This is a genomic window from Kosakonia sp. CCTCC M2018092, assembly GCF_003864115.1.
Taxonomy (GTDB): domain Bacteria; phylum Pseudomonadota; class Gammaproteobacteria; order Enterobacterales; family Enterobacteriaceae; genus Kosakonia; species Kosakonia cowanii.
The window spans coordinates 3,920,660-3,941,845 of sequence record NZ_CP034225.1 but is presented as its reverse complement, the minus strand read 5'-3'; the positions used below and the strand labels follow the sequence as shown (position 1 = coordinate 3,941,845).

Below are 21,186 nucleotides of genomic sequence, written 5' to 3'. Positions count from 1 at the left end.
TTTTGACCCTGCTTTAAGGCGTTAAAAAGGGCTTATCGCTTTTGTCTTGCGGCATCGCGTGATGGCAGTATTGACGCGCTCTGCCCGCCATTAGCCGGGAAATAACGGGAATGACAATATGGACAATTGGTTTCCTTGTCGGGTAGGGGAGTAATGCGTTTTATGGCCGAATCTCAAAATGATCCACTGCTGCCCGGGTACTCGTTTAACGCGCACCTGGTGGCGGGTCTGACGCCGATTGAATCGGAAAGCTATCTCGACTTTTTTGTTGACCGACCGATGGGGATGAAGGGCTATATCCTCAACCTGACGGTGCGCGGCGAAGGCGTGGTGATGAACCAGGGCAAACAGTTTGTCTGCCGCCCCGGCGATATTCTGCTCTTTCCCCCCGGCGAGATTCACCACTATGGCCGCCATCCTGACGCCGAGGCGTGGTATCACCAGTGGGTCTACTTCCGTCCGCGCGCCTACTGGCAGGAGTGGCTAAACTGGCCGACGCTCTTCGCGCAAACCGGTTTTTACCGCCCGGATGATGCGCATATGGATCGTTTTCGCGACCTTTTTGCGCAAATTATCGACGCCGGGCAGAGCGCCGGGCGCTACGCCGAACATCTGGCGATCAACCTGCTCGAACAGTTACTGCTGCGGCGCATGGAGGCGATCAACGAATCCCTCAATCCGCCCCTTGATAACCGCGTGCGTGATGCCTGCCAGTACATCAGCGACCACCTTTCCGATAACCATTTTGATATCGCCAGCGTCGCGCAGCATGTCTGCCTCTCGCCGTCGCGCCTGTCGCATCTCTTTCGCCAGCAGCTTGGCGTCAGCGTGTTGAGCTGGCGTGAAGATCAGCGCATCAGCCAGGCGAAGCTGCTGCTGAGCACCACGCGGATGCCGATTGCCAGCGTCGGGCGCAACGTCGGCTTTGACGATCAGCTCTACTTTTCTCGGGTGTTTAAAAAATGCACCGGTGCCAGCCCGAGCGAGTTTCGTGCAGGATGTGAATGAAGCGTAAAGAATGGAAATAATCTGTTCTTCAATCTGACATAAGTGGTAAAGATTCAGATAATTGAAAGCTTGACGGTGGCGGAGGCGCTCCGCAGAATCCGCCGTTCAATCTGAACAGGACCCTTTATGGAAGCATTGCTGGAACACTTTATTACCCAGTCAGCCATGTACTCGCTGGTGGCGATTGCGCTGGTCGCTTTTTTTGAGTCGCTGGCGCTGGTGGGGCTGATCCTTCCCGGCACGGTGATGATGGCGGCGCTGGGCGCGCTGATTGGCAGCGGGGAAGTTAATTTCTGGCATGCGTGGCTGGCGGGCATTGTAGGCTGCCTGCTTGGCGACTGGATCTCCTTCTGGCTCGGCTGGCGCTTTAAGAAACCGCTGCACCGCTGGTCTTTCCTGAAAAAGCACAAAGGGCTGCTCGATAAGACCGAACACGCGCTGCATGAGCACAGCCTGTTTACCATTCTGGTGGGGCGCTTTGTCGGCCCGACGCGCCCGCTGGTGCCAATGGTCGCCGGAATGCTCGATCTGCCGATCCGCAAATTTTTACCGCCGAATATCATTGGCTGCCTGCTGTGGCCGCCGTTCTACTTCCTGCCGGGGATTCTTGCCGGTGCGGCGATCGATATTCCTGCCGATATGCAGAGCAGCAGTTTTAAATGGCTGCTGCTGCTGACGGCGATTGTGCTCTGGCTGGCCTGTTGGCTCTGCTGGCGTCTGTGGCGGGCGGGCAAATCGGGCAGCGATCGCTTAACGGCATACCTGCCGCGCCAGCGCCTGCTCTGGCTGGCACCGGGCACGATGGTGATTGCTATTGCCGCAGTAGTGATGCTGGCAAAACACCCGCTGATGCCGATCTATCTCGATATTCTCGGCAAGGTGATCCGCGGTCACTGAGCCTGAATGCCGAGCAGGGCGGAGACCGGCGCGTTGCCGCTAAGCAGCGTGTCGGTTGCGCCATCCCAGGCGATACGCCCTTCGGCGACCACCAGCGCGCGTTCGGCAATGCGCGCGGCATCCTCCACGCTGTGCGACACCATCAGCAATGTTAACTGCTGGCGACGGCAGACGCTCTGCACCAGCGCAAGCATCTCCTGGCGCAGGGCGGGATCGAGCGCGGAAAAGGGCTCATCCAGCAGCAGCAGCGGCTGCTCGCGCACCAGACAGCGTGCTAACGCTACGCGCTGGCGCTGGCCGCCGGAGAGCTGATCCGGCAGTCGCTCAAGCAGGCTCTCCAGCCCCATGGTGGCGGCAATCTCATTAAGCTTCTCCCGCTGCGCGGCATTCAGCTTCAACCCCGGATGTAACCCCAGGCCAATATTCTGCCGCACCGTCAGGTGGGTGAAGAGGTTGTTCTCCTGAAACAGCATCGACACCGGACGGCGCGCGGGCGGCGTGCGGGTGTGATCCTCATCGCCGAGTAAAATCGTGCCGCTCGCCGGGGTAATAAACCCGGCAATCAGGTTCAGCAGCGTGCTCTTGCCTGCGCCGCTGGGGCCGAGAATGGCAATTTGCTCACCCCGTTCGGCTGCAAGGGTAAAGCGCATCGGCAGGTGTTCGTAAAGCCAGGTGACATCAATCAGTCTTAGCATGGCGGCCCGGTAGTTTTTCAATCACAGTGAAGAGTAAAAAGCAGAGCAGCAGCAGGATCAGCGCGGTGACGGCTCCATCCTGGCTGCGGTAAGAACCGATTTGCTGATAGAGATAGAAGGGCAGCGTGCGGAAATCTTCATTGCCGAACAGCGCCACCACGCCAAAATCACCGATCGACAGCACGCAGGCAAAGGCCAGCGCCTGCGCCAGCGGGCGTTTCAGCGCGCGCAGCTCCACCACCCACAGGCGGCGAAAACCGGCAATATCGAGCGACTGGCAGAGCAGGGCATACCGCGCGGTGAGATCGCGCATCGGGTTTTCCAGCACCTTTAACGCATAAGGGATCGCCATCAGCGCGTTGGTAAACATCACAATGCCATCGGCAGAGTCGGGCAGGCCGATGGTGTTATTGAGCAGCAGGAAAAAGCCGGTCGCCAGCACAATCCCCGGCATCGCCAGAATCAGCATGCCGCTCAGTTCGAGCGTCTGCCCGGCGGCTGCGCGGTGGCGCGCGCGCAGTTCGCGGCTGCTCCACAGCAGCATCATGGTCAGCACCACGCAGAGCAGCCCGGCGACCAGCGCGATACGTAGCGACGTCCACACCGCCTGCCACAGCACTGGCTCTGCCAGCACCTTCAGCAAACTGACATTAAGCCCGTCGACAATCACCGCCAGCAGCGGCGGTAGCATGAGCAGCAGCGCCAGCACGATTAACAGCGTATCGGCGAGGCGGCTAAACCAGCGCGTTTCCGGATCGCGCCAGCCCTGAATGTGATGGCTACCGACGGCGAAGGCTTTACTCATCCGCTGGCTTAACAGCACCAGCCCGAGGCAGCAGATCATCTGGATCAGCGCCAGTATCGCCGCGCGGGCGGGATCGAAATCAAAGCTGAGCGCCTGGTAGATGGCAAGCTCTATGGTGGTCGCCTGCGGACCGCCGCCCAGCGACAGCACGGTGGCGAAACTGGCGAAGCAGAGCATAAAGATCAGCGCTGCCACTGGCGGGATCTGGCGGCGCAGCCAGGGCCACTCAACAAAGCGGAAGAAGGCCCAGCCGCGCATGCCGAGCTGGGCTGCCAGCTGGCGCTGCTCACCGGGGATCTGCTCCAGCGCCTGTAGCAGCAGGCGCGAGGCCATCGGCAGGTTAAAAAAGAGGTGCGCCAGCAGGATGCCCTGCAAACCGTATGGCGAAAAGCTCCACTCGAGGCCAAGCGTCTGGCAGAGCGTGGCGAGCCACCCCTGGCGACCATAGACGCTGAGAATGCCAAACACCGCCACCAGCACCGGCAGGATCAGCGTCATCGCACATAAGCGCAGCAGCAACTGGCGGCCGGGAAAGCGTCGCCGGTAGAGCGCACGGGCGAGGAAAATGGCGGGCACCACGGAGAGCAGGGCGGAGAGAAAAGCCTGCCAGAAGGAGAAACGCACCACGTGCCACAGATAGCTGTCCGATAAAAAGTCAGATAGCCCTTCGACAGGTGCGTTTTGCCACAGCGCGAAAAAGGCCGCCAGCGCCACCGCCACCATCAGCGTGGCGGCGGTGAGGCCAGGCAGCAGCCAGCCGGGGATCAGCGGCTGACGGCGCGTTGCCACGAGGCTATCCATGCTGCGCGCTGGGCGGCCACCTCTTGTGGCGAGAATTGCAGCGAAGTTTGCGGTTTCTCAAGCTGGTCAAAACCGGCGGGCAGCGTGACGTTGCTCACCGGGTACATCCAGTTGCCGGTAGGGATGGTGCTCTGGAAAGCCGGTGAAACCATAAATTTGAGGAATTTTTCTGCCAGCTCCGGCTGCTTGCTGGCGGCGGTGCGCGCCGCAACTTCAACCTGCAAATAGTGGCCTTCGCTGAAGTTCGCCGCCGCGTAGTTCTCTTTCTTCTCTTCGATGATGTGGTAGGCAGGCGAGGTGGTATAGCTCAGTACCAGATCGCTTTCACCTTTCAAAAAGAGGCCGTAGGCTTCGCTCCACCCTTTGGTGACGGTAACGGTTTTGCCCGCCAGCTTTTGCCAGGCTTCCGGGGCTTTATCGCCATAGACTTTCTGCATCCACAGCAGCAGGCCGAGCCCTGGCGTGCTGGTGCGCGGATCTTCATAAATCACGCGCCACTTCTGATCGCTTTCGACCAGCTCTTTCAGGCTCTTCGGCGGGTTTTTCAGTTTGGTTTTGTCATAGACGAAGGCGAACCAGCCGTAATCGAACGGCACAAAGGTGTCATTGCTCCAGCCGCCCGGCACTTTCACCGCGTCATCCGGCACGCCGCTTTTGGCGAAGAGTTTGGTCTGGGTCGCGGCTTCCAGCAAGTTGTTATCAAGACCGAGCACGACGTCAGCTTTGCTCTTTTTGCCCTCCATGCGCAGACGGTTGAGCAGCGAGACGCCATCTTCCAGCGCCACGAACTTCAGCTCGCAGTTGCAGTCGGCTTCAAAGGCTTTTTTTACCGCAGGGCCTGGCCCCCATTCGGCGGCGAAGGAGTCGTAGGTGTAGACGGTCAGGACGGGTTTAGCGAAAACGGGCGCGGCAATAAGCAGCAGCAGTGACAACGATTTTTTTAACACTTTGCACCTCATAAATGGGTGGCAAAGGATTTTGAGAGAGCCTCAAATCCCTTCGCCGGCGTTATCCGGATCAGGTTCGACGGGTATTTTCTCAGCACGCGCGTGAAGCGCAGCACCCCGTTGAGAACGGCGCTATTGTAATGATTTGGTAAACAATCTGAAAGCATTACGGATCCGGCGGCGCAAACCAGGCCGATTTAAAGTCAAACCAGCCGAGAGTATTCATGCGCAGCCCGCGCATGGTGCGCTGCCCCTGAATGCGAAGCCAGTGGTGGATCAGCGGCACAATCGCTTTACTCGCCAGCAACTGCTGTGACCACATCGCCAGGTTCATCTCCCCGGCGCGCCAGCGCGCGGCGTCTGCCTGCCAGTCGCGCGGGATGCAGTGTTGCAGCAACGGCACCTCATAGAGGTTGGCGAAGACCGAGAAGTCGAGCGGCAGTGTAAAGTTAGCGCTGTTAAGCCAGATATCGCTCTCTGTTTCGCCGCGATGCCACTCATCGTAATCGACCTCCTGAATCAGTAACTTAACGCCATGTTCTGCCAACAGCGTACTCATGGTGTGGGCAATCGCCTGGTGCTCGTTATGCTCGCGGTAGAAGGTGAGCGTCAGCGTCTCCAGCCCGGCGGGCTTTTCACCACTGCCAGGGCGCGCGTGGTGCCAGCGCGGCAGCAATCCATAGGCGGGAAACCAGTAGCGCTGGTTCTGTTCGCTGGCGTGCCACAGCAGATTGGTTGGCGAAAGGATCCGGCTTACCCATTCGCGCACCGCCGGGTTCGCGCCGCGGCTGGATCGCGCGTCAAACAGCAGGTAGTAGCAGCCCTCTTCGAGACGGCTCTCCACCGCTTTTTCGCCCTCCGTTGGTCCTTCAAGCGTCAGGCCGCAGGTGGTCTCATCCCCGACATCCGGCAGCACCCAGACATTCACTTCATCAATCAGGGCGCGAAAACCGAAGTAATCCTCAAAGGCGTGGATTTTTAACTGGTTGCGGGTATTGCGCATCACCGCGTAAGGGCCGGTGCCAATTGGCTGGCTGGCAAAGTTCGCCAGCGTTTCCCACTCCTGCGGCAGGATCATCGCCGGCACGTGGCCCATCAGCCACGGCAGCCAGCTGTCGGGCTGCGAGAGGTGAATGTCGAGGGTCCACGGCGTGGGGGAAACGATATCGCGGATATGGGAGTAGAGCGGCAGGGCGCTGGCGCGCTGTAAGGAGGCGATAACATCCGCCATCTCCAGCTCGCGGCCGTGGTGAAAGTGGATGCCGGGGCGTAAGTAGAAGCGCCAGTGCAGGGGAGAAATAGCTTTCCAGTGGTGAGCAATATCGGCTTCCAGTTCCCCGTTTTCCTCATTTATGCGCGTCAGGGTGCTGAAGATTTGCCGCGCCATATGGGTTTCGGAGCGGCGCAGCGGCGAGCCGGGCAGCAAATTGCGCAGCGGGCGGTAGTAGAGCACGCGCAGGATGTGCCGCCCCTGGCGAAAACTGCGGCCAAGATGCGACACCAGCATCTGGCGCACGGCGGCTTTATCCCCTACCAGTTGCACCAGCTGGTCGATGCGATCCTGCTCGAGCAGATCTTCCGCCCGCTGCTGCTGTAACGCGAGGCCGGTGTAGAGGAAGGTGAGGCGCGAGCGTTTACCGCGCCCGGCTTCCGCCTCCCAGGTGAGCCAGCCGCGCGTCTGCATGGTGTTGAGCAGGGTGCGCATATGGCGGCGGGAGCAGTTGAGCAGCTCCGCCAGTTCGTTAAGCGTAGTTTCCTGAGATTTTCCATCGCAGCATTGCCACAGACGGATGAACTGTTGTTGCAGGCGACCAGAGGACATAAAAGAGGAACTCCCGGCAAAAACTCAGCAATTTATTTATCCCTATATTAAGCCGATACTTCTCTGCGATGAAAGCGAGGAGGCGCATAGCGGAGTGGGGAATGACGACGCGTGTGGAAAAACTGACTCGCCCGAATCATGTGTGACTGAGTATTAAGTGCGAATGCACCCGCCAGCAAAATGTTTTTGCTGGCTTTTTTCGTTTAAGCTTGCGTCGCTGTTTTCCGCTTTCAACAAGGAAATGCCATGCTCTGGTTGATGACGATGGGACGCCGCATGAATGGCGTCTACGTCGCGTTTATGATCGTCGCCTTTATGATGGGTGTTGCCGGTGCGGTACAGGCGCCGACGCTGAGCCTGTTCCTCAGCCGCGAAGTGGGCGCAGAGCCCTTCTGGATCGGGCTGTTCTATACCGTTAACGCCATTGCCGGGATCCTCGTCAGCCTTGCGTTGGCAAAACGATCCGACAGCCAGGGCGACCGGCGCAAGCTGATCCTCTTTTGCTGCCTGATGGCGGTGGGAAACGCGCTGCTGTTCGCGTTTAACCGTCACTATCTGACCTTAATCACCTGTGGCGTGCTGCTGGCGTCGCTTGCCAGCACCGCGATGCCGCAGCTCTTCGCGCTGGCGCGTGAGTACGCCGACAGCTCGGCGCGGGAAGTGGTGATGTTCAGTTCGATTATGCGCGCGCAGCTCTCGCTGGCGTGGGTTATCGGGCCGCCGCTGGCGTTTATGCTGGCGCTCAATTATGGCTTTGTGGCCATGTTTTCTATCGCCGCCGGGCTGTTTATTGTCAGCCTGGTGCTGATTGCCTTTTGGCTGCCGTCGGTGCCACGGGTTGAGCAGCCTGCCGACGTAGCCGTTACGCAGGTGAGCGGCTGGCGCGACAGCAATGTGCGCATGCTGTTTATCGCCTCGACGCTGATGTGGACCTGCAACACCATGTACATCATTGATATGCCGCTGTGGATCAGCCTTGATCTGGGGCTGCCGGACAAGCTGGCGGGCATTTTGATGGGCACAGCCGCAGGCCTTGAGATCCCGGCGATGATCCTCGCGGGTTATTTCGTGAAGCGTTTCGGTAAGCGGCTGATGATGCTGATCGCCGTTGCAGCAGGTGTGCTGTTCTACATCGGCCTGCTCTTTTTCCATAGCCAGACGGCGCTGTTGCTATTGCAGTTTTTCAATGCGGTGTTTATCGGTATTGTCGCCGGGATCGGTATGCTTTGGTTCCAGGATTTGATGCCGGGCAGGGCAGGTTCAGCGACGACGCTGTTTACCAACAGTATTTCAACCGGTGTGATTCTGGCTGGCGTTATTCAGGGCGCGCTGGCGCAATATTTTGGTCACGGTTCGGTGTATTGGGGAATTGCCGGGCTGTCGGTGGTGACGCTGCTCCTCACCAGCCGGGTGAAGGATGTGTAAGGCGCGGTGCGGCGGTTCAATTGCCGGATGGCGCTAACGCTTATCCGGCCTACTCTTCACATTTGCATTGTTACCCGTAGGCCGGATAAGGCAACGCCGCCATCCGGCAAACAAACCCGCACGATGCCGACTGCCGGATAACCATCCGACAATCAGCTTCAGGCTACCAGCCCGTAAAGGCGGGTTGTCTTCACATTTGCATTGTTACCCGTAGGCCGGATAAGGCAACGCCGCCATCCGGCAAACAAACCCGCACGATGCCGACTGCCGGATAACCATCCGACAATCAGCTTCAGGCTATCACCCCATAAACGCGGGTTGTTTTGCTTCGTAGGCGGCAATAGCGTCGTCGTGTTGCAGCGTCAGGCCAATGCTGTCCAGACCGTTCAGCATGCAGTGGCGGCGGAAGGCGTCGAGCGTAAAGCTGTAAGATTTGCCGCCCGCCTTAACCACCTGCGCCTGCAGATCCACCTCAAAGGTGATGCCCGGGTTACTCTGCACCAGCGCAAACAGCTCGTCCACCTCTTCGTCGCTCAGGGTCACCGGCAGCAGCTGGTTATTAAAGCTGTTGCCATAGAAGATGTCGGCAAAGCTTGGCGCAATCACCACTTTGAAGCCGTAATCCGTCAGCGCCCACGGCGCATGCTCGCGCGAGGAGCCACAGCCAAAGTTCTCCCGCGCCAGCAAAATCGACGCCCCTTTGTACTCGGGAAAGTTGAGCACAAACTCCGGGTTCGGCTGCTCGCCTTTATCGTCGAGGAAACGCCAGTCGTTAAACAGATGCGCGCCAAAACCGGTGCGCGTCACTTTCTGCAAAAACTGCTTCGGGATAATGGCGTCGGTATCGACGTTAGCGGCATCCAGCGGAACCACCAGCCCGGTATGTTGGGTAAATTTCTCTGCCATGGTGATCTCCTTAAGCCTGCAAATGACGAATATCAGCGAAACGACCGGTTACTGCCGCAGCGGCGGCCATTGCCGGGCTGACCAGATGGGTACGCCCGCCGCGGCCCTGACGCCCTTCAAAGTTACGGTTGCTGGTGGAGGCACAGCGCTCGCCCGGGTTCAGGCGGTCGTTGTTCATCGCCAGGCACATCGAACAGCCCGGCAGACGCCACTCAAAACCGGCTTCGATAAAGATCTTATCCAGACCTTCCGCTTCCGCCTGTGCTTTTACCGGGCCGGAGCCTGGAACTACCAGCGCCTGCACGCCCGGCGCCACTTTACGCCCTTTGGCAATTGCCGCGGCCGCGCGCAAATCTTCAATGCGTGAGTTGGTGCAGGAGCCGATAAAGACTTTGTCGATCGCCACGTCGGTCAGCGGTACGCCCGGTTTCAGCCCCATATAGGCCAGCGCTTTTTCCGCCGAGGCACGCTCAACCGGATCGGCGAAGGAGGCCGGATCGGGAATGATCTCGGTGACCGAGATCACCTGGCCTGGGTTAGTGCCCCAGGTGACCTGCGGGGCGATATCCTCGGCCTGCAGGGTGACTACGCGGTCAAAGTGGGCGCCTTCATCGGTTTGGAGCGTCTTCCAGTAAGCGACCGCTTCGTCGAAATCTTTGCCCTTCGGCGCATGCAGGCGACCCTGCACGTAGTTAAAGGTGGTCTCATCCGGCGCGACCAGGCCCGCTTTCGCACCCATCTCAATCGCCATGTTGCACAGCGTCATGCGGCCTTCCATGCTGAGCGCGCGGATCGCGTCGCCGCAGAACTCCACCACGTGACCGGTGCCGCCAGCGCTGCCGGTTTTGCCGATAATCGCCAGCACAATATCTTTGGCGGTAATGCCCGGCGCGGCGGTGCCGTTGACTTCAATCTTCATGGTTTTGGCGCGCCCCTGTTTCAGGGTCTGCGTCGCCAGCACATGTTCCACCTCTGAGGTGCCGATACCGAACGCCAGTGCGCCAAATGCGCCGTGTGTGGCGGTGTGGGAGTCGCCGCAGACGATGGTCATCCCCGGCAGGGTGATGCCCTGTTCCGGGCCCATCACGTGCACGATGCCCTGATAGGGGTGGTTCAGGTCATACAGCTCGACGCCAAATTCGTTGCAGTTCTTAATCAGCTCCTGCATCTGAATACGCGCCATCTCGCCGGAGGCGTTAATATCTTTGGTCTGCGTCGAGACGTTGTGATCCATCGTGGCGAAGGTTTTACCCGGCTGACGCACCGGGCGATTGTGCGCGCGCAGGCCGTCAAACGCCTGCGGCGAGGTCACTTCATGCACCAGATGGCGGTCGATATAGAGCAGCGGGGTCTCGTTCGGCGCTTCATAGACCACATGGGCGTCAAATAACTTTTCGTACAAACTCTTAGCCATGATTACACCCCTTCTGCGACATAACGAGCGATGATATCGCCCATCTCATCGGTACTGACTGCGGACGCGCCACGCGCTAAATCGCCGGTGCGAACGCCCTCTTCTAAAGCCCGGTTAATGGCCTGTTCAATGGCCGTTGCCGCCTCGTCTGCATTCAGGCTGTAGCGCAGCAGCAGCGCCAGCGACAGGATCTGCGCGATCGGGTTGGCGATATTTTTGCCCGCGATATCCGGCGCGGAGCCGCCCGCCGGTTCATACAGGCCAAAGCCCTGCTCATTCAGACTGGCAGAGGGCAGCATGCCCATTGAGCCGGTGATCATCGCGCACTCGTCAGAGAGGATATCGCCGAACAGGTTGGAGCAGAGCAGCACGTCGAACTGGGAGGGATCTTTAATCAGCTGCATGGTGGCGTTATCGATATACATATGCGCCAGCTCAATGTCCGGGTATTCGCCCGCGATCTCATTGACGATTTCACGCCACAGCAGCGAAGTTTGCAGCACGTTGGCTTTATCGATGGAGTGGACTTTTTTGCCGCGTTTGCGCGCCGACTCGAAAGCGATACGCGCAATGCGCTCGATCTCAAAGCGGTGATAAATTTCGGTGTCGTAAGCTTTCTCATGCTGACCGCTGCCTTCGCGCCCTTTCGGTTGGCCGAAGTAGATGCCGCCGGTCAGTTCGCGTACGCACAGGATATCGAAACCGTTGGCGGCGATATCTTCGCGCAGCGGGCAGAAGGCTTCCAGGCCCGCATAGAGTTTGGCCGGACGCAGGTTGCTGAACAGCTTGAAGTGTTTACGCAGTGGCAGCAGCGCGCCGCGCTCCGGCTGCTGCGCTGGCGGCAGGTTTTCCCATTTCGGGCCGCCGACGGAGCCAAACAGAATCGCATCGGCCTGCTCGCAGCCTTCGACCGTCGCCTGCGGCAGCGGGTTGCCGTGGCGGTCAATGGCGATACCGCCAACGTCGTAATGGCTGGTGGTAATTCGCATCGTGAAACGGCTGCGCACGGCTTCCAGTACTTTCAGGGCTTGCGCCATCACTTCCGGGCCAATGCCGTCTCCCGGCAGCACGGCAATATGGTAACTTTTCGACATCACACGGTTTCCTTGTTGTTTTCTTTGTTCTGCGCTTTACGTTGCAACTCTTTTTCCACTTCCGCGGCGCGCCAGATGGTGTTCAGCACGTTGACCATCGCTTTGACGGAGGACTCAACGATATCTGTTGCCAGGCCGATGCCGTGGAAGCGGCGGTTGTTGTAATTGACGACGATATCAACCTGGCCCAGCGCATCTTTCCCGTGGCCTTTCGCCGTCAGGCTGTATTTCACCAGCTCAATGTCATACTCGGTGACGCGGTTAATCGCCTGGTAGACTGCGTCAACCGGCCCGTTGCCGTTGGCGGCTTCGGCTTTGATCTCCTCGCCGCAGGCCAGTTTCACCGAGGCGGTGGCGATATCGTTGGAGCCGGACTGCACATTGAAGTACTCCAGGCGGAAATGCTCCGGCTCTTCCTGCTGTTTGTTGATAAAGGCCAGCGCTTCCAGATCGTAATCAAAGACCTGGCCCTTTTTATCCGCCAGCTTCAGGAAGGCGTCGTACAGGTTATCCAGGTTGTAGTCGCTCTCCTGATAGCCCATCTCTTCCATACGGTGTTTGACCGCTGCGCGACCGGAGCGTGAAGTCAGGTTCAGCTGCACCTGGTTCAGGCCGATCGACTCTGGCGTCATGATTTCGTAGTTTTCGCGGTTTTTCAGCACGCCATCCTGATGGATGCCGGAGGAGTGGGCGAAGGCGCCGGTGCCGACGATCGCTTTGTTGGCCGGGATCGGCATATTGCAGATCTGAGCCACGGTCTGGCTGGTGCGCCAGATCTCCTGATGATTGATGCGGGTGTGCACATTCATAATGTCTTTGCGCACTTTAATCGCCATGATCACCTCTTCCAGTGAACAGTTACCGGCACGTTCGCCGATGCCGTTCATCGCACCTTCCACCTGGCGCGCACCGGCATGCACGGCGGCAATCGAATTACCGACGGCCAGGCCTAAGTCATCATGGGTGTGGACAGAGATAATGGCTTTATCAATGTTAGGAACGCGGTCATACAGGCCGGTGATGATATTGGCAAACTCGAACGGCATGGTGTAGCCCACGGTGTCCGGGATATTGATGGTTTTCGCCCCGGCATTGATTGCCGCTTCGACAACGCGCGCCAGGTCTTCAATCGGCGTACGCCCGGCATCTTCACAGGAAAACTCCACGTCATCGGTGTAGTTACGCGCACGTTTCACCATATAGATCGCGCGCTCAATCACTTCATCCAGCGTGCTGCGCAGCTTGGTGGCGATATGCATCGGCGAGGTGGCGATAAAGGTGTGAATACGGAACGCTTCAGCCACTTTCAGTGACTCTGCGGCGACATCAATATCTTTCTCTACGCAGCGCGCCAGAGCGCAGACACGGCTGTTTTTTACCTGGCGGGCGATGGTCTGCACGGACTCAAAATCGCCCGGCGACGAGACCGGAAAACCGACTTCCATCACATCAACACCCATGCGCTCCAGCGCCAGGGCGATCTGCAGCTTCTCTTTCACACTCAGGCTTGCCTGCAATGCCTGTTCACCGTCACGTAAGGTGGTATCGAAAATTACGACTTGCTGCTGGCTCATGGTTTAGATCCTTGTTCGCTTTGGCCGCCTCGCTACGAGCATAAAAAAACCCGCGCCAAGGCGCGGGTTCTTAGTCTTAACAGGAAGACGATTCAGTTCTGAGTGTCGTCCACCGGTCTACCGCGCACAGTTAATGCGTTTAGTAGTAGTAGACCAGCGAAACGAACGTGACGAATCATGAATCTTGCTCCCGTTAAAATCGATATGCTTTTAGTGGTACTGGATACGCACTTTGATGTCAACCCCCCGGCGAAAACTGGCTATGTTGAAGCGCAAATCATCGCCCCGCGCTTTAGTTTAATCTGCTGTGTAATTAGCGAGATCGCGACATTCTTGCTTTTTGTGTTCATAAGACTTTTCGTAAGAAAAAGCGAAGGCAAGGCGCGGAGAATTAATAATCCCTTTCGACAAGATGTTAAATAAAATGGTGGGTAGGGCGATCGACTTATGATTATCGTTACAAAACAGCTATGGAAGTGAAAATATTAAAAAATAATTTATATTACAGGGCTAAGTAATGCTTTTTTTAATTTCATCCAGGAAATTAAATGTAAGCTTTATATATTCCTAAATTTTCACACTGCGCTTCTAATAATGCTATATGCGTGATAAATCATCTTCCTGAATATTATTATTACACAAGTCAAGGGAGTTTATCATGACGACGGATTGCAATTTTCCCGGGGAAAGTCTTTATAATCAAAAAGTTAATGACGGCGAGAAACCTCAATTACGTTCAGTAGATCTCAATTTGCTGACCGTTTTTGATGCCGTTATGCAGGAGCAAAACATTACGCGTGCAGCCCATGCGTTGGGCATGTCTCAACCCGCCGTCAGTAATGCCGTTGCGCGTCTTAAAGTGATGTTTAATGACGAACTTTTTGTTCGTTATGGTCGGGGTATTCAACCTACCGCGCGTTCGTATCAGCTTTTTGGCGCGATAAGACAGGCACTTCAGTTGGTACAAAATGAACTGCCTGGCTCCGGTTTTGATCCACAAAGCAGCGAGCGTATTTTTAATCTTTGCGTATGCAGTCCACTCGATAATTTCTTGACTTCGGTTATTTACAATAATGTGAAAGCCGTCGCACCAAATATAAAACTGATATTTAAATCTGATCTAAATCACAGTACCGAACATCAGTTGCGCTATCAGGAAATAGAATTTGTGATCGGCTATGAAGAATTTCGTCGTCCGGAATTTTCCTGCGTCCCGCTGTTTAAAGATGAAATGGTGCTGGCGGTGAGCCAACAACATCCGCGCATCGCTGAACTGACGACGGAAAACAGCCTGTTTAACGAGCAGCACGCCGTTGTTTCGCTGGAGCGCTACGCCTCTTTCAGCCAGCCCTGGTACGACACGGTTGAAAAGCGCAACCGCATTGCCTATCAGGGAATGGCGCTGCCCAGCGTATTAAACGTTGTCTCTCAAACCCATCTGGTTGCCATTGCGCCGCGCTGGCTGGTGGAGCGCTTTGCCAGCGGGCTGGCGCTGCATACGCTGCCGTTGCCGCTTACGCTCAACAGCCGTACCTGCTGTCTCTCGTGGCACGAATCTGCCGGTCGCGATAAGGGGCATCAGTGGATGGAGGAGCTGCTGGTGTCGGTCTGTAGCCACTAAGCGGCGTGCGGAATAAACCGGGTTGCAAACTTCCGGTTTATTCTGCATTTATCGAGCGAACTACTATTTTATTCTGATTTGCCTCGGCTACGAATCTCTGCGCGACGTTAAAAATGCATGAATTACTGAACATTCCCTTATCACAGCGATCAATGGTCATCGTCGCGGCTTATTACAGACGTTTTCACCAGCTCTTCATTTAAGACGTCGTATTTCTGCTTTTAGCGCGGCTTTTCCTCGCCGGAGGTCGGATTGCCTGCCAGATTTTGAGCGGTTATGGTAACTGCCATTCATAATCAGAAAGCAGGATGTCCTGTTCTGAACAGAGCGACAGTGCGGAAATGAGTTCTGCCGTCAGTCGACAAACGTAAGCCTGGAGGCAAAGCATGGAGATGTTGTCTGGAGCCGAGATGGTCGTCCGATCGCTCATCGATCAAGGCGTAAAGAAGGTATTCGGCTACCCCGGAGGCGCGGTACTTGATATCTACGACGCCCTGCATACCGTCGGTGGCATCGAGCATGTGCTGGTGCGACATGAGCAGGCGGCCGTTCACATGGCAGACGGGCTGGCGCGTGCGACAGGCGAAGTGGGGGTGGTGCTGGTGACTTCCGGCCCCGGCGCGACGAACGCCATCACCGGTATCGCGACAGCTTATATGGACTCCATTCCGCTGGTGGTGCTCTCCGGTCAGGTAGCGACCTCGCTGATTGGTTACGACGCCTTCCAGGAGTGCGACATGGTGGGCATCTCCCGCCCGGTGGTAAAACACAGCTTTCTGGTGAAGCAGACGGAAGATATTCCCGGCGTATTGAAAAAGGCGTTCTGGCTCGCTGCCAGCGGACGCCCGGGGCCGGTGGTAGTGGATCTGCCGAAAGATATTATGAACCCCGCGAACAAGCTGCCCTATCTCTGGCCGGAGTCGGTCAGTATGCGCTCCTATAACCCAACCACGCAGGGGCACAAAGGGCAGATTAAACGCGCGCTGCAAACCCTGGTTGCCGCGAAAAAACCGGTCTTCTATGTCGGCGGTGGGGCCATTACTTCTGCCTGCGACGCGCCGCTGCGCCAGCTGGCTGAAACGCTGAATGCGCCGGTGGTCTCCTCATTAATGGGGCTGGGCGTCTTCCCGGCTTCCCATCGTCAGTCCCTCGGCATGCTCGGGATGCATGGCACCTATGAAGCGAATATGACGATGCATCATGCCGACGTGATCTTTGCTGTCGGCGTACGTTTTGACGATCGCACCACCAATAATTTGCTCAAGTACTGCCCCGACGCGACGGTGCTGCATATCGATATCGATCCCACCTCTATCTCTAAAACCGTACAGGCAGATGTGCCGATTGTTGGCGATGCGCGCCAGGTGCTGGAGCAGATGCTGGAGTTGCTGGAGCAGGAGAGCGCGTCGCAGCCGCATGATGAGATCCGCGACTGGTGGCTGCGCATTGAACAGTGGCGCGCGCGCCAGTGCCTGAAATATGACACGCAAAGTGAAAGCATCAAACCGCAGGCGGTGATTGAGGCCGCCTGGCGTCTGACCAATGGCGATGCTTATGTCACCTCCGATGTTGGCCAGCACCAGATGTTTGCCGCGCTCTATTACCGCTTTGATAAACCGCGCCGCTGGATCAACTCCGGCGGCCTCGGCACGATGGGCTTCGGCTTACCTGCCGCGCTGGGCGTAAAAATGGCGCTGCCGAACGAAACGGTGATTTGCGTCACCGGCGATGGCAGTATCCAGATGAATATTCAGGAGCTTTCAACGGCGCTGCAATATGAGCTGCCGGTGCTGGTTCTCAACCTCAACAACCGCTACCTCGGCATGGTGAAGCAGTGGCAGGACATGATCTACTCCGGGCGCCACTCGCAGTCCTATATGGAGTCTTTACCGGATTTTGCCCGTCTTGCCGAAGCGTACGGTCATGTCGGCATCCGCATTACCCGCCCGGAAGAGCTGGAGGCGAAGCTCGCCGAGGCGCTGGAGCAGGTGAAAAACAATCGTCTGGTCTTTGTTGATGTGACCGTTGACGGAAGTGAACACGTTTATCCGATGCAGATCCGCGGCGGCGGCATGGATGAGATGTGGTTAAGCAAAACGGAGAGAACCTGATTATGCGCCGGATACTGTCTGTCTTACTGGAAAACGAATCGGGCGCGTTATCGCGCGTCATTGGCCTCTTCTCACAGCGTGGCTATAACATTGAGAGCCTGACGGTCGCACCAACGGACGATCCCACCCTGTCGCGGATGACCATCCAGACCGTGGGCGATCAAAAAGTCCTCGAACAGATCGAGAAGCAGCTGCACAAACTGGTGGACGTGCTGCGCGTTAACGAACTGGGGCAGGGAGCGTATGTTGAGCGCGAAATCATGCTGGTGAAGATTCAGGCCAGCGGCTATGGCCGTGAAGAGGTTAAACGCAACGCGGAGATTTTCCGCGGGCAGATCATTGACGTCACGCCGTCGATTTACACGGTTCAGCTCGCCGGCACCAGCGACAAACTGGACGCGTTCCTCGCCACAATTCGTGATGTGGCGAAGATTGTTGAAGTGGCGCGCTCCGGCGTGGTCGGTTTATCACGCGGCGATAAAATCATGCGCTGATGCGAGCAAGGTTCCACATTTTTAAGCCCGGCTGATTATGCCGGGCTTTTTTTTGCGAAATCAGCCGGAAGCAGAGAGAAAAGCGGTTGCCGCAGTAACCTTTCTGCGCTTAGATGTTATGGAAATTAACCTATATCCCTAAAAAGGTTATGGTGCGCATCATTTTAAGGGGCAATTGTGAAACTGGATGAAATCGCCCGGCTCGCCGGCGTCTCACGAACCACGGCAAGCTACGTCATCAACGGAAAGGCGAAGCAGTATCGTGTTAGCGATAAAACCGTTGAGAAAGTTATGGCGGTCGTTCGTGAGCATAACTACCACCCAAACGCGGTGGCGGCTGGGTTACGAGCAGGACGCACACGATCGATTGGGCTGGTTATTCCCGATCTGGAAAACACAAGCTATACCCGTATTGCCAACTATCTGGAGCGCCAGGCGCGCCAGCGCGGCTACCAGCTGCTGATCGCCTGCTCTGAAGATCAGCCCGATAATGAGATGCGCTGCATCGAACATCTGCTGCAACGGCAGGTTGACGCCATTATCGTCTCTACCTCGCTTCCGCCGGAGCATCCCTTCTATCAGCGCTGGGCAAATGACGCCTTCCCGATTGTCGCGCTCGATCGCGCGCTGGATCGTGAACACTTCACCAGCGTAGTGGGTGCCGATCAGGAGGATTCAGAGATGCTGGCGGCGGAGCTGCGTAAAATGCCGGCGGAGCGCGTGCTCTATTTAGGCGCGCTGCCGGAACTCTCGGTAAGCTTCCTGCGCGAGCAGGGTTTCCGCACCGCCTGGAAAGACGATCCCCGCGAGGTGAAGTACCTCTACGCCAATGGCTATGAGCGCGAAGCCGCCGCCCAGTTATTTGAAAAGTGGCTGGAAACGAACGAGATGCCGGAAGCGATGTTTATCACCTCTTTCGCGCTGCTGCAGGGCGTGCTGGATGTGACGCTGCGCCGCGACGGCAAGCTGCCCTCCAATCTGTCGATAGCCACCTTTGGCGATCATGAACTGCTCGATTTCCTGCAATGCCCGGTGCTGGCTGTGGCGCAGCGTCACCGCGACGTCGCCGAGCGGGTGCTCGAGATTGTGCTGGCAAGCCTCGATGAACCGCGCAAGCCGAAGCCGGGGTTAAGCCGTATTCGACGTAATCTCTATCGACGCGGCATATTAAGCCGGGTATAAATAAACGCAATTAAGGCAGCGCCCGCTGCCTTTTTCCTTTTCAACATTTCGCCTTAATCGAAATAGTGCTATTTAACTCCTCAGATAAATCCTTAATTTACGAAGATGCTCTGATTTATTATTTCTTTAAGTTTCTTTACTTCCGATTTCACACTGCCCGTTAAGAAGTTACTGATGATGATTTCTGTATTGAATTGTTACATCTCCTGATCGCTTTCGATTAATTAACAACCACTTTTGTTGAGCGAAGCATTCCCTTAGCGAAACCGGGGCTAAGTTAGCGCCAGCTCCTGCATCTGGCGCTGTTAAGTCGCGCCGTTATGCCTTAAAATGCCGCCCGCGTCGCAAACTGACACTTTATATTTCGCGTACAGAAACGGAATGGTCTGAAACCCCGGGCCCTATATTCCCCCCTTTTTTCTTGCAAATATTCATGACGTTAATTTGCCTCGTAAGCTGAGCACTATTTCACCGACGCTGATATTCATTACGAATAAGGGATCTTTTGTTCTTGTTGGCCTTTGCGCTGGCTTGACAAGCTTTTCCTCCGCTCCGTAAACTCCCTCGGTGGGGTTTTGTGGGATAAAGTGGTGGAAATGATCATGCGGGGGTAAACCGGACATGTTCCGTGGCGCGACGTTAGTCAATCTCGACAGCAAAGGGCGGTTATCCGTTCCGACCCGTTATCGGGATTCGCTGCAGGAGAGTGCCTCCGGCCAGATGGTCTGTACCATTGATATTCGCCACACATGCCTGCTGCTTTACCCTCTGCCCGAATGGGAAATTATCGAGCAAAAACTGTCGCGGCTGTCGAGCATGAACCCGCTTGAGCGGCGCGTACAACGTTTATTGCTGGGGCATGCCAGCGAGTGCCAGATGGATAGCGCCGGTCGCATCTTAATTGCGCCTGTCTTACGGCAGCACGCCGGGCTAACCAAAGAGGTGATGCTGGTCGGACAGTTCAATAAATTTGAGCTGTGGGATGAAACGACCTGGTATCAACAGGTCAGGGAAGATATTGACGCTGAGCAATCCGGTTCCGAAGGACTTTCGGATCGGTTGCAGGATTTGTCTCTTTAATGATGATGGAAAATTTTAAACACACAACGGTGCTGCTGGATGAGGCCGTTAACGGCCTGAATATTCGTCCTGATGGCATTTACATTGATGGCACTTTTGGTCGCGGTGGACACTCGCGCCTGATCCTCTCCCAACTGGGGGCGGAAGGCCGCTTGCTGGCAATCGATCGCGATCCGCAGGCAATTGAAGTTGCGAAGACCATTAATGACCCGCGCTTCTCCATCATTCATGGACCCTTTTCTGCGCTCGCTGATTATGTCAGCGAGCGCGATCTTATTGGCAAGATCGACGGCATTCTTCTCGATCTTGGCGTCTCTTCACCGCAGCTTGACGATCCGGAGCGCGGCTTCTCCTTTATGCGAGACGGCCCGCTGGATATGCGTATGGATCCGACGCGCGGCCAGTCTGCCGCCCAGTGGCTGCAAACCGCAGACGAAGCGGATATTGCCTGGGTGCTGAAAACCTTTGGCGAAGAGCGTTTTGCTAAACGCATCGCCCGCGCCATCGTCGAGCGTAATCGCCTCGATCCGATGACCCGCACCAAAGCACTGGCGGAAGTGGTGGCAGCGGCGACGCCGATAAAAGATAAGTTTAAACATCCCGCGACCCGTACCTTCCAGGCGGTGCGCATCTGGGTGAACAGTGAACTGGAGGAGATAGAGCAGGCGCTAAAAAACTCGCTCGATGTGCTGGCCCCGGGAGGCCGGCTTTCTGTCATCAGCTTCCACTCGCTGGAAGACCGCATTGTGAAGCGCTTTATGCGTGAGCAAAGCCGTGGGCCGCAGGTTCCTGCCGGGCTGCCGATGACCGAAGCGCAACTCAGCAAGCTGGGTGGCCGTCAACTGCGAGCCTTAGGAAAAATGATGCCGGGCGAAGAAGAAGTGGCGGAAAATCCACGTGCCCGTAGTTCAGTTCTGCGTATTGCAGAGAGGACGAACGCATGATCGGCAGAGTGACAGAGACCCTCAGCAAAGTTAAGGGATCGTTAGGAAGCAGCGAGCGCCATGCTTTGCCTGGCGTGATCGGCGACGATCTTTTGCGGTTCGGGAAACTGCCACTCTGCCTGTTCATTTGCATCATCATGACGGCCATCACGGTCGTCACCACCGCGCACCATACCCGTCTGTTGACCGCACAGCGTGAACAACTGGTGATTGAGCGCGACGCGCTGGATATCGAATGGCGCAATCTGATTCTTGAAGAGAACGCCCTCGGCGATCATAGCCGGGTGGAGCGGATTGCTACCGAGAAGCTGCAGATGCAGCACGTCGATCCTTCACAGGAAAATATTGTGGTGCAGAAATAGCGAT

At 56.8% G+C, this 21,186-nt stretch carries 19 protein-coding genes and 1 riboswitch; of the genes, 10 read left to right on the top strand and 9 right to left on the bottom strand.

The annotated features are described in order from the left end of the window. Positions 1–162: 162 nt before the first annotated feature. The gene (gene araC, locus EH164_RS18695) at positions 163–1,008 is read left to right on the top strand and encodes an arabinose operon transcriptional regulator AraC (RefSeq protein WP_023480364.1); all 846 of its coding nucleotides are present in this window, start codon (positions 163–165) and stop codon (positions 1,006–1,008) included. Positions 1,009–1,134: 126 nt separating this feature from the next. After that, a complete protein-coding gene (locus EH164_RS18690) occupies positions 1,135–1,905 on the top strand; it encodes a DedA family protein (protein ID WP_042718354.1) in 771 nt (256 codons plus the stop codon). Here EH164_RS18690 and thiQ read toward each other — a convergent pair. The 4 genes from thiQ to sgrR form a co-directional block, all read right to left on the bottom strand. Continuing rightward, the gene (thiQ, locus tag EH164_RS18685) at positions 1,899–2,600 is read right to left on the bottom strand and encodes a thiamine ABC transporter ATP-binding protein ThiQ (RefSeq protein ID WP_124969831.1); all 702 of its coding nucleotides are present in this window, start codon (positions 2,598–2,600) and stop codon (positions 1,899–1,901) included. The two genes, EH164_RS18690 and thiQ, sit on opposite strands and share 7 nt — an antisense overlap. Further along, a complete protein-coding gene (thiP, locus tag EH164_RS18680; RefSeq protein WP_124971578.1) occupies positions 2,584–4,194 on the bottom strand; it encodes a thiamine/thiamine pyrophosphate ABC transporter permease ThiP in 1,611 nt (536 codons plus the stop codon). Before thiP ends, thiQ begins: the two co-directional genes overlap by 17 nt. After that, on the bottom strand, positions 4,170–5,153 hold the full coding sequence (gene thiB / locus EH164_RS18675) for a thiamine ABC transporter substrate binding subunit (protein WP_124969828.1): 984 nt from the start codon (positions 5,151–5,153) through the stop codon (positions 4,170–4,172). The genes thiP and thiB overlap by 25 nt, the downstream gene beginning before the upstream one ends. Before the next feature lie 29 nt (positions 5,154–5,182). Next, positions 5,183–5,283: riboswitch (TPP riboswitch) on the bottom strand. A gap of 36 nt (positions 5,284–5,319) precedes the next feature. Beyond that, complete coding sequence (gene sgrR, locus EH164_RS18670; protein ID WP_094419351.1) at positions 5,320–6,975, bottom strand: HTH-type transcriptional regulator SgrR; 1,656 nt, start codon at positions 6,973–6,975, stop codon at positions 5,320–5,322. Positions 6,976–7,221: 246 nt separating this feature from the next. On the opposite strand from sgrR, the gene EH164_RS18665 reads away from it, so the two are divergent. Beyond that, complete coding sequence (locus EH164_RS18665) at positions 7,222–8,400, top strand: sugar efflux transporter (RefSeq protein ID WP_023480372.1); 1,179 nt, start codon at positions 7,222–7,224, stop codon at positions 8,398–8,400. Positions 8,401–8,700: 300 nt separating this feature from the next. On the opposite strand, the gene leuD is transcribed toward EH164_RS18665, so the two are convergent. The 5 genes from leuD to leuL all read right to left on the bottom strand — a co-directional run bounded on the left by leuD (position 8,701) and on the right by leuL (position 13,567). Continuing rightward, positions 8,701–9,306, bottom strand: coding sequence for a 3-isopropylmalate dehydratase small subunit (gene leuD / locus EH164_RS18660; protein WP_042718363.1), 606 nt, complete (start codon positions 9,304–9,306; stop codon positions 8,701–8,703). 10 nt (positions 9,307–9,316) lie between these two features. After that, positions 9,317–10,720, bottom strand: coding sequence for a 3-isopropylmalate dehydratase large subunit (gene leuC, locus EH164_RS18655; RefSeq protein ID WP_076768896.1), 1,404 nt, complete (start codon positions 10,718–10,720; stop codon positions 9,317–9,319). Positions 10,721–10,722: 2 nt separating this feature from the next. Next, positions 10,723–11,814, bottom strand: a complete 1,092-nt coding sequence (gene leuB, locus EH164_RS18650) for a 3-isopropylmalate dehydrogenase (RefSeq protein WP_124969825.1) — start codon at positions 11,812–11,814, stop codon at positions 10,723–10,725. Beyond that, a complete protein-coding gene (gene leuA, locus EH164_RS18645) occupies positions 11,814–13,388 on the bottom strand; it encodes a 2-isopropylmalate synthase (protein ID WP_023480193.1) in 1,575 nt (524 codons plus the stop codon). The genes leuB and leuA overlap by 1 nt, the downstream gene beginning before the upstream one ends. 92 nt (positions 13,389–13,480) lie before the next feature. Next, complete coding sequence (gene leuL, locus EH164_RS22945; RefSeq protein WP_124971575.1) at positions 13,481–13,567, bottom strand: leu operon leader peptide; 87 nt, start codon at positions 13,565–13,567, stop codon at positions 13,481–13,483. A 479-nt stretch (positions 13,568–14,046) separates the two neighbouring features. Here leuL and leuO point away from each other — a divergent pair, with 479 nt between their 5' ends. The 7 genes from leuO (at position 14,047) to ftsL (ending at position 21,182) form a co-directional block, all read left to right on the top strand. Further along, positions 14,047–15,009, top strand: coding sequence for a transcriptional regulator LeuO (gene leuO, locus EH164_RS18635; RefSeq protein WP_023480261.1), 963 nt, complete (start codon positions 14,047–14,049; stop codon positions 15,007–15,009). A gap of 386 nt (positions 15,010–15,395) precedes the next feature. Continuing rightward, on the top strand, positions 15,396–17,120 hold the full coding sequence (gene ilvI / locus EH164_RS18630) for an acetolactate synthase 3 large subunit (RefSeq protein ID WP_124969822.1): 1,725 nt from the start codon (positions 15,396–15,398) through the stop codon (positions 17,118–17,120). A gap of 2 nt (positions 17,121–17,122) precedes the next feature. After that, entirely contained in the window at positions 17,123–17,614 is a 492-nt protein-coding gene (gene ilvN / locus EH164_RS18625; RefSeq protein ID WP_007373137.1) for an acetolactate synthase small subunit, read from the top strand. Between the two features lie 177 nt (positions 17,615–17,791). Continuing rightward, positions 17,792–18,796 (top strand): catabolite repressor/activator, encoded by a 1,005-nt coding sequence (gene cra / locus EH164_RS18620; protein ID WP_124969819.1) that lies wholly within the window; start codon positions 17,792–17,794, stop codon positions 18,794–18,796. A gap of 621 nt (positions 18,797–19,417) precedes the next feature. Beyond that, the gene (mraZ, locus tag EH164_RS18615) at positions 19,418–19,876 is read left to right on the top strand and encodes a division/cell wall cluster transcriptional repressor MraZ (RefSeq protein ID WP_023480198.1); all 459 of its coding nucleotides are present in this window, start codon (positions 19,418–19,420) and stop codon (positions 19,874–19,876) included. Positions 19,877–19,878: 2 nt separating this feature from the next. Further along, a complete protein-coding gene (gene rsmH, locus EH164_RS18610) occupies positions 19,879–20,820 on the top strand; it encodes a 16S rRNA (cytosine(1402)-N(4))-methyltransferase RsmH (RefSeq protein ID WP_023480357.1) in 942 nt (313 codons plus the stop codon). Continuing rightward, the gene (gene ftsL, locus EH164_RS18605; RefSeq protein WP_023480380.1) at positions 20,817–21,182 is read left to right on the top strand and encodes a cell division protein FtsL; all 366 of its coding nucleotides are present in this window, start codon (positions 20,817–20,819) and stop codon (positions 21,180–21,182) included. The genes rsmH and ftsL overlap by 4 nt, the downstream gene beginning before the upstream one ends. The last annotated feature ends 4 nt before the right edge of the window (positions 21,183–21,186 follow it).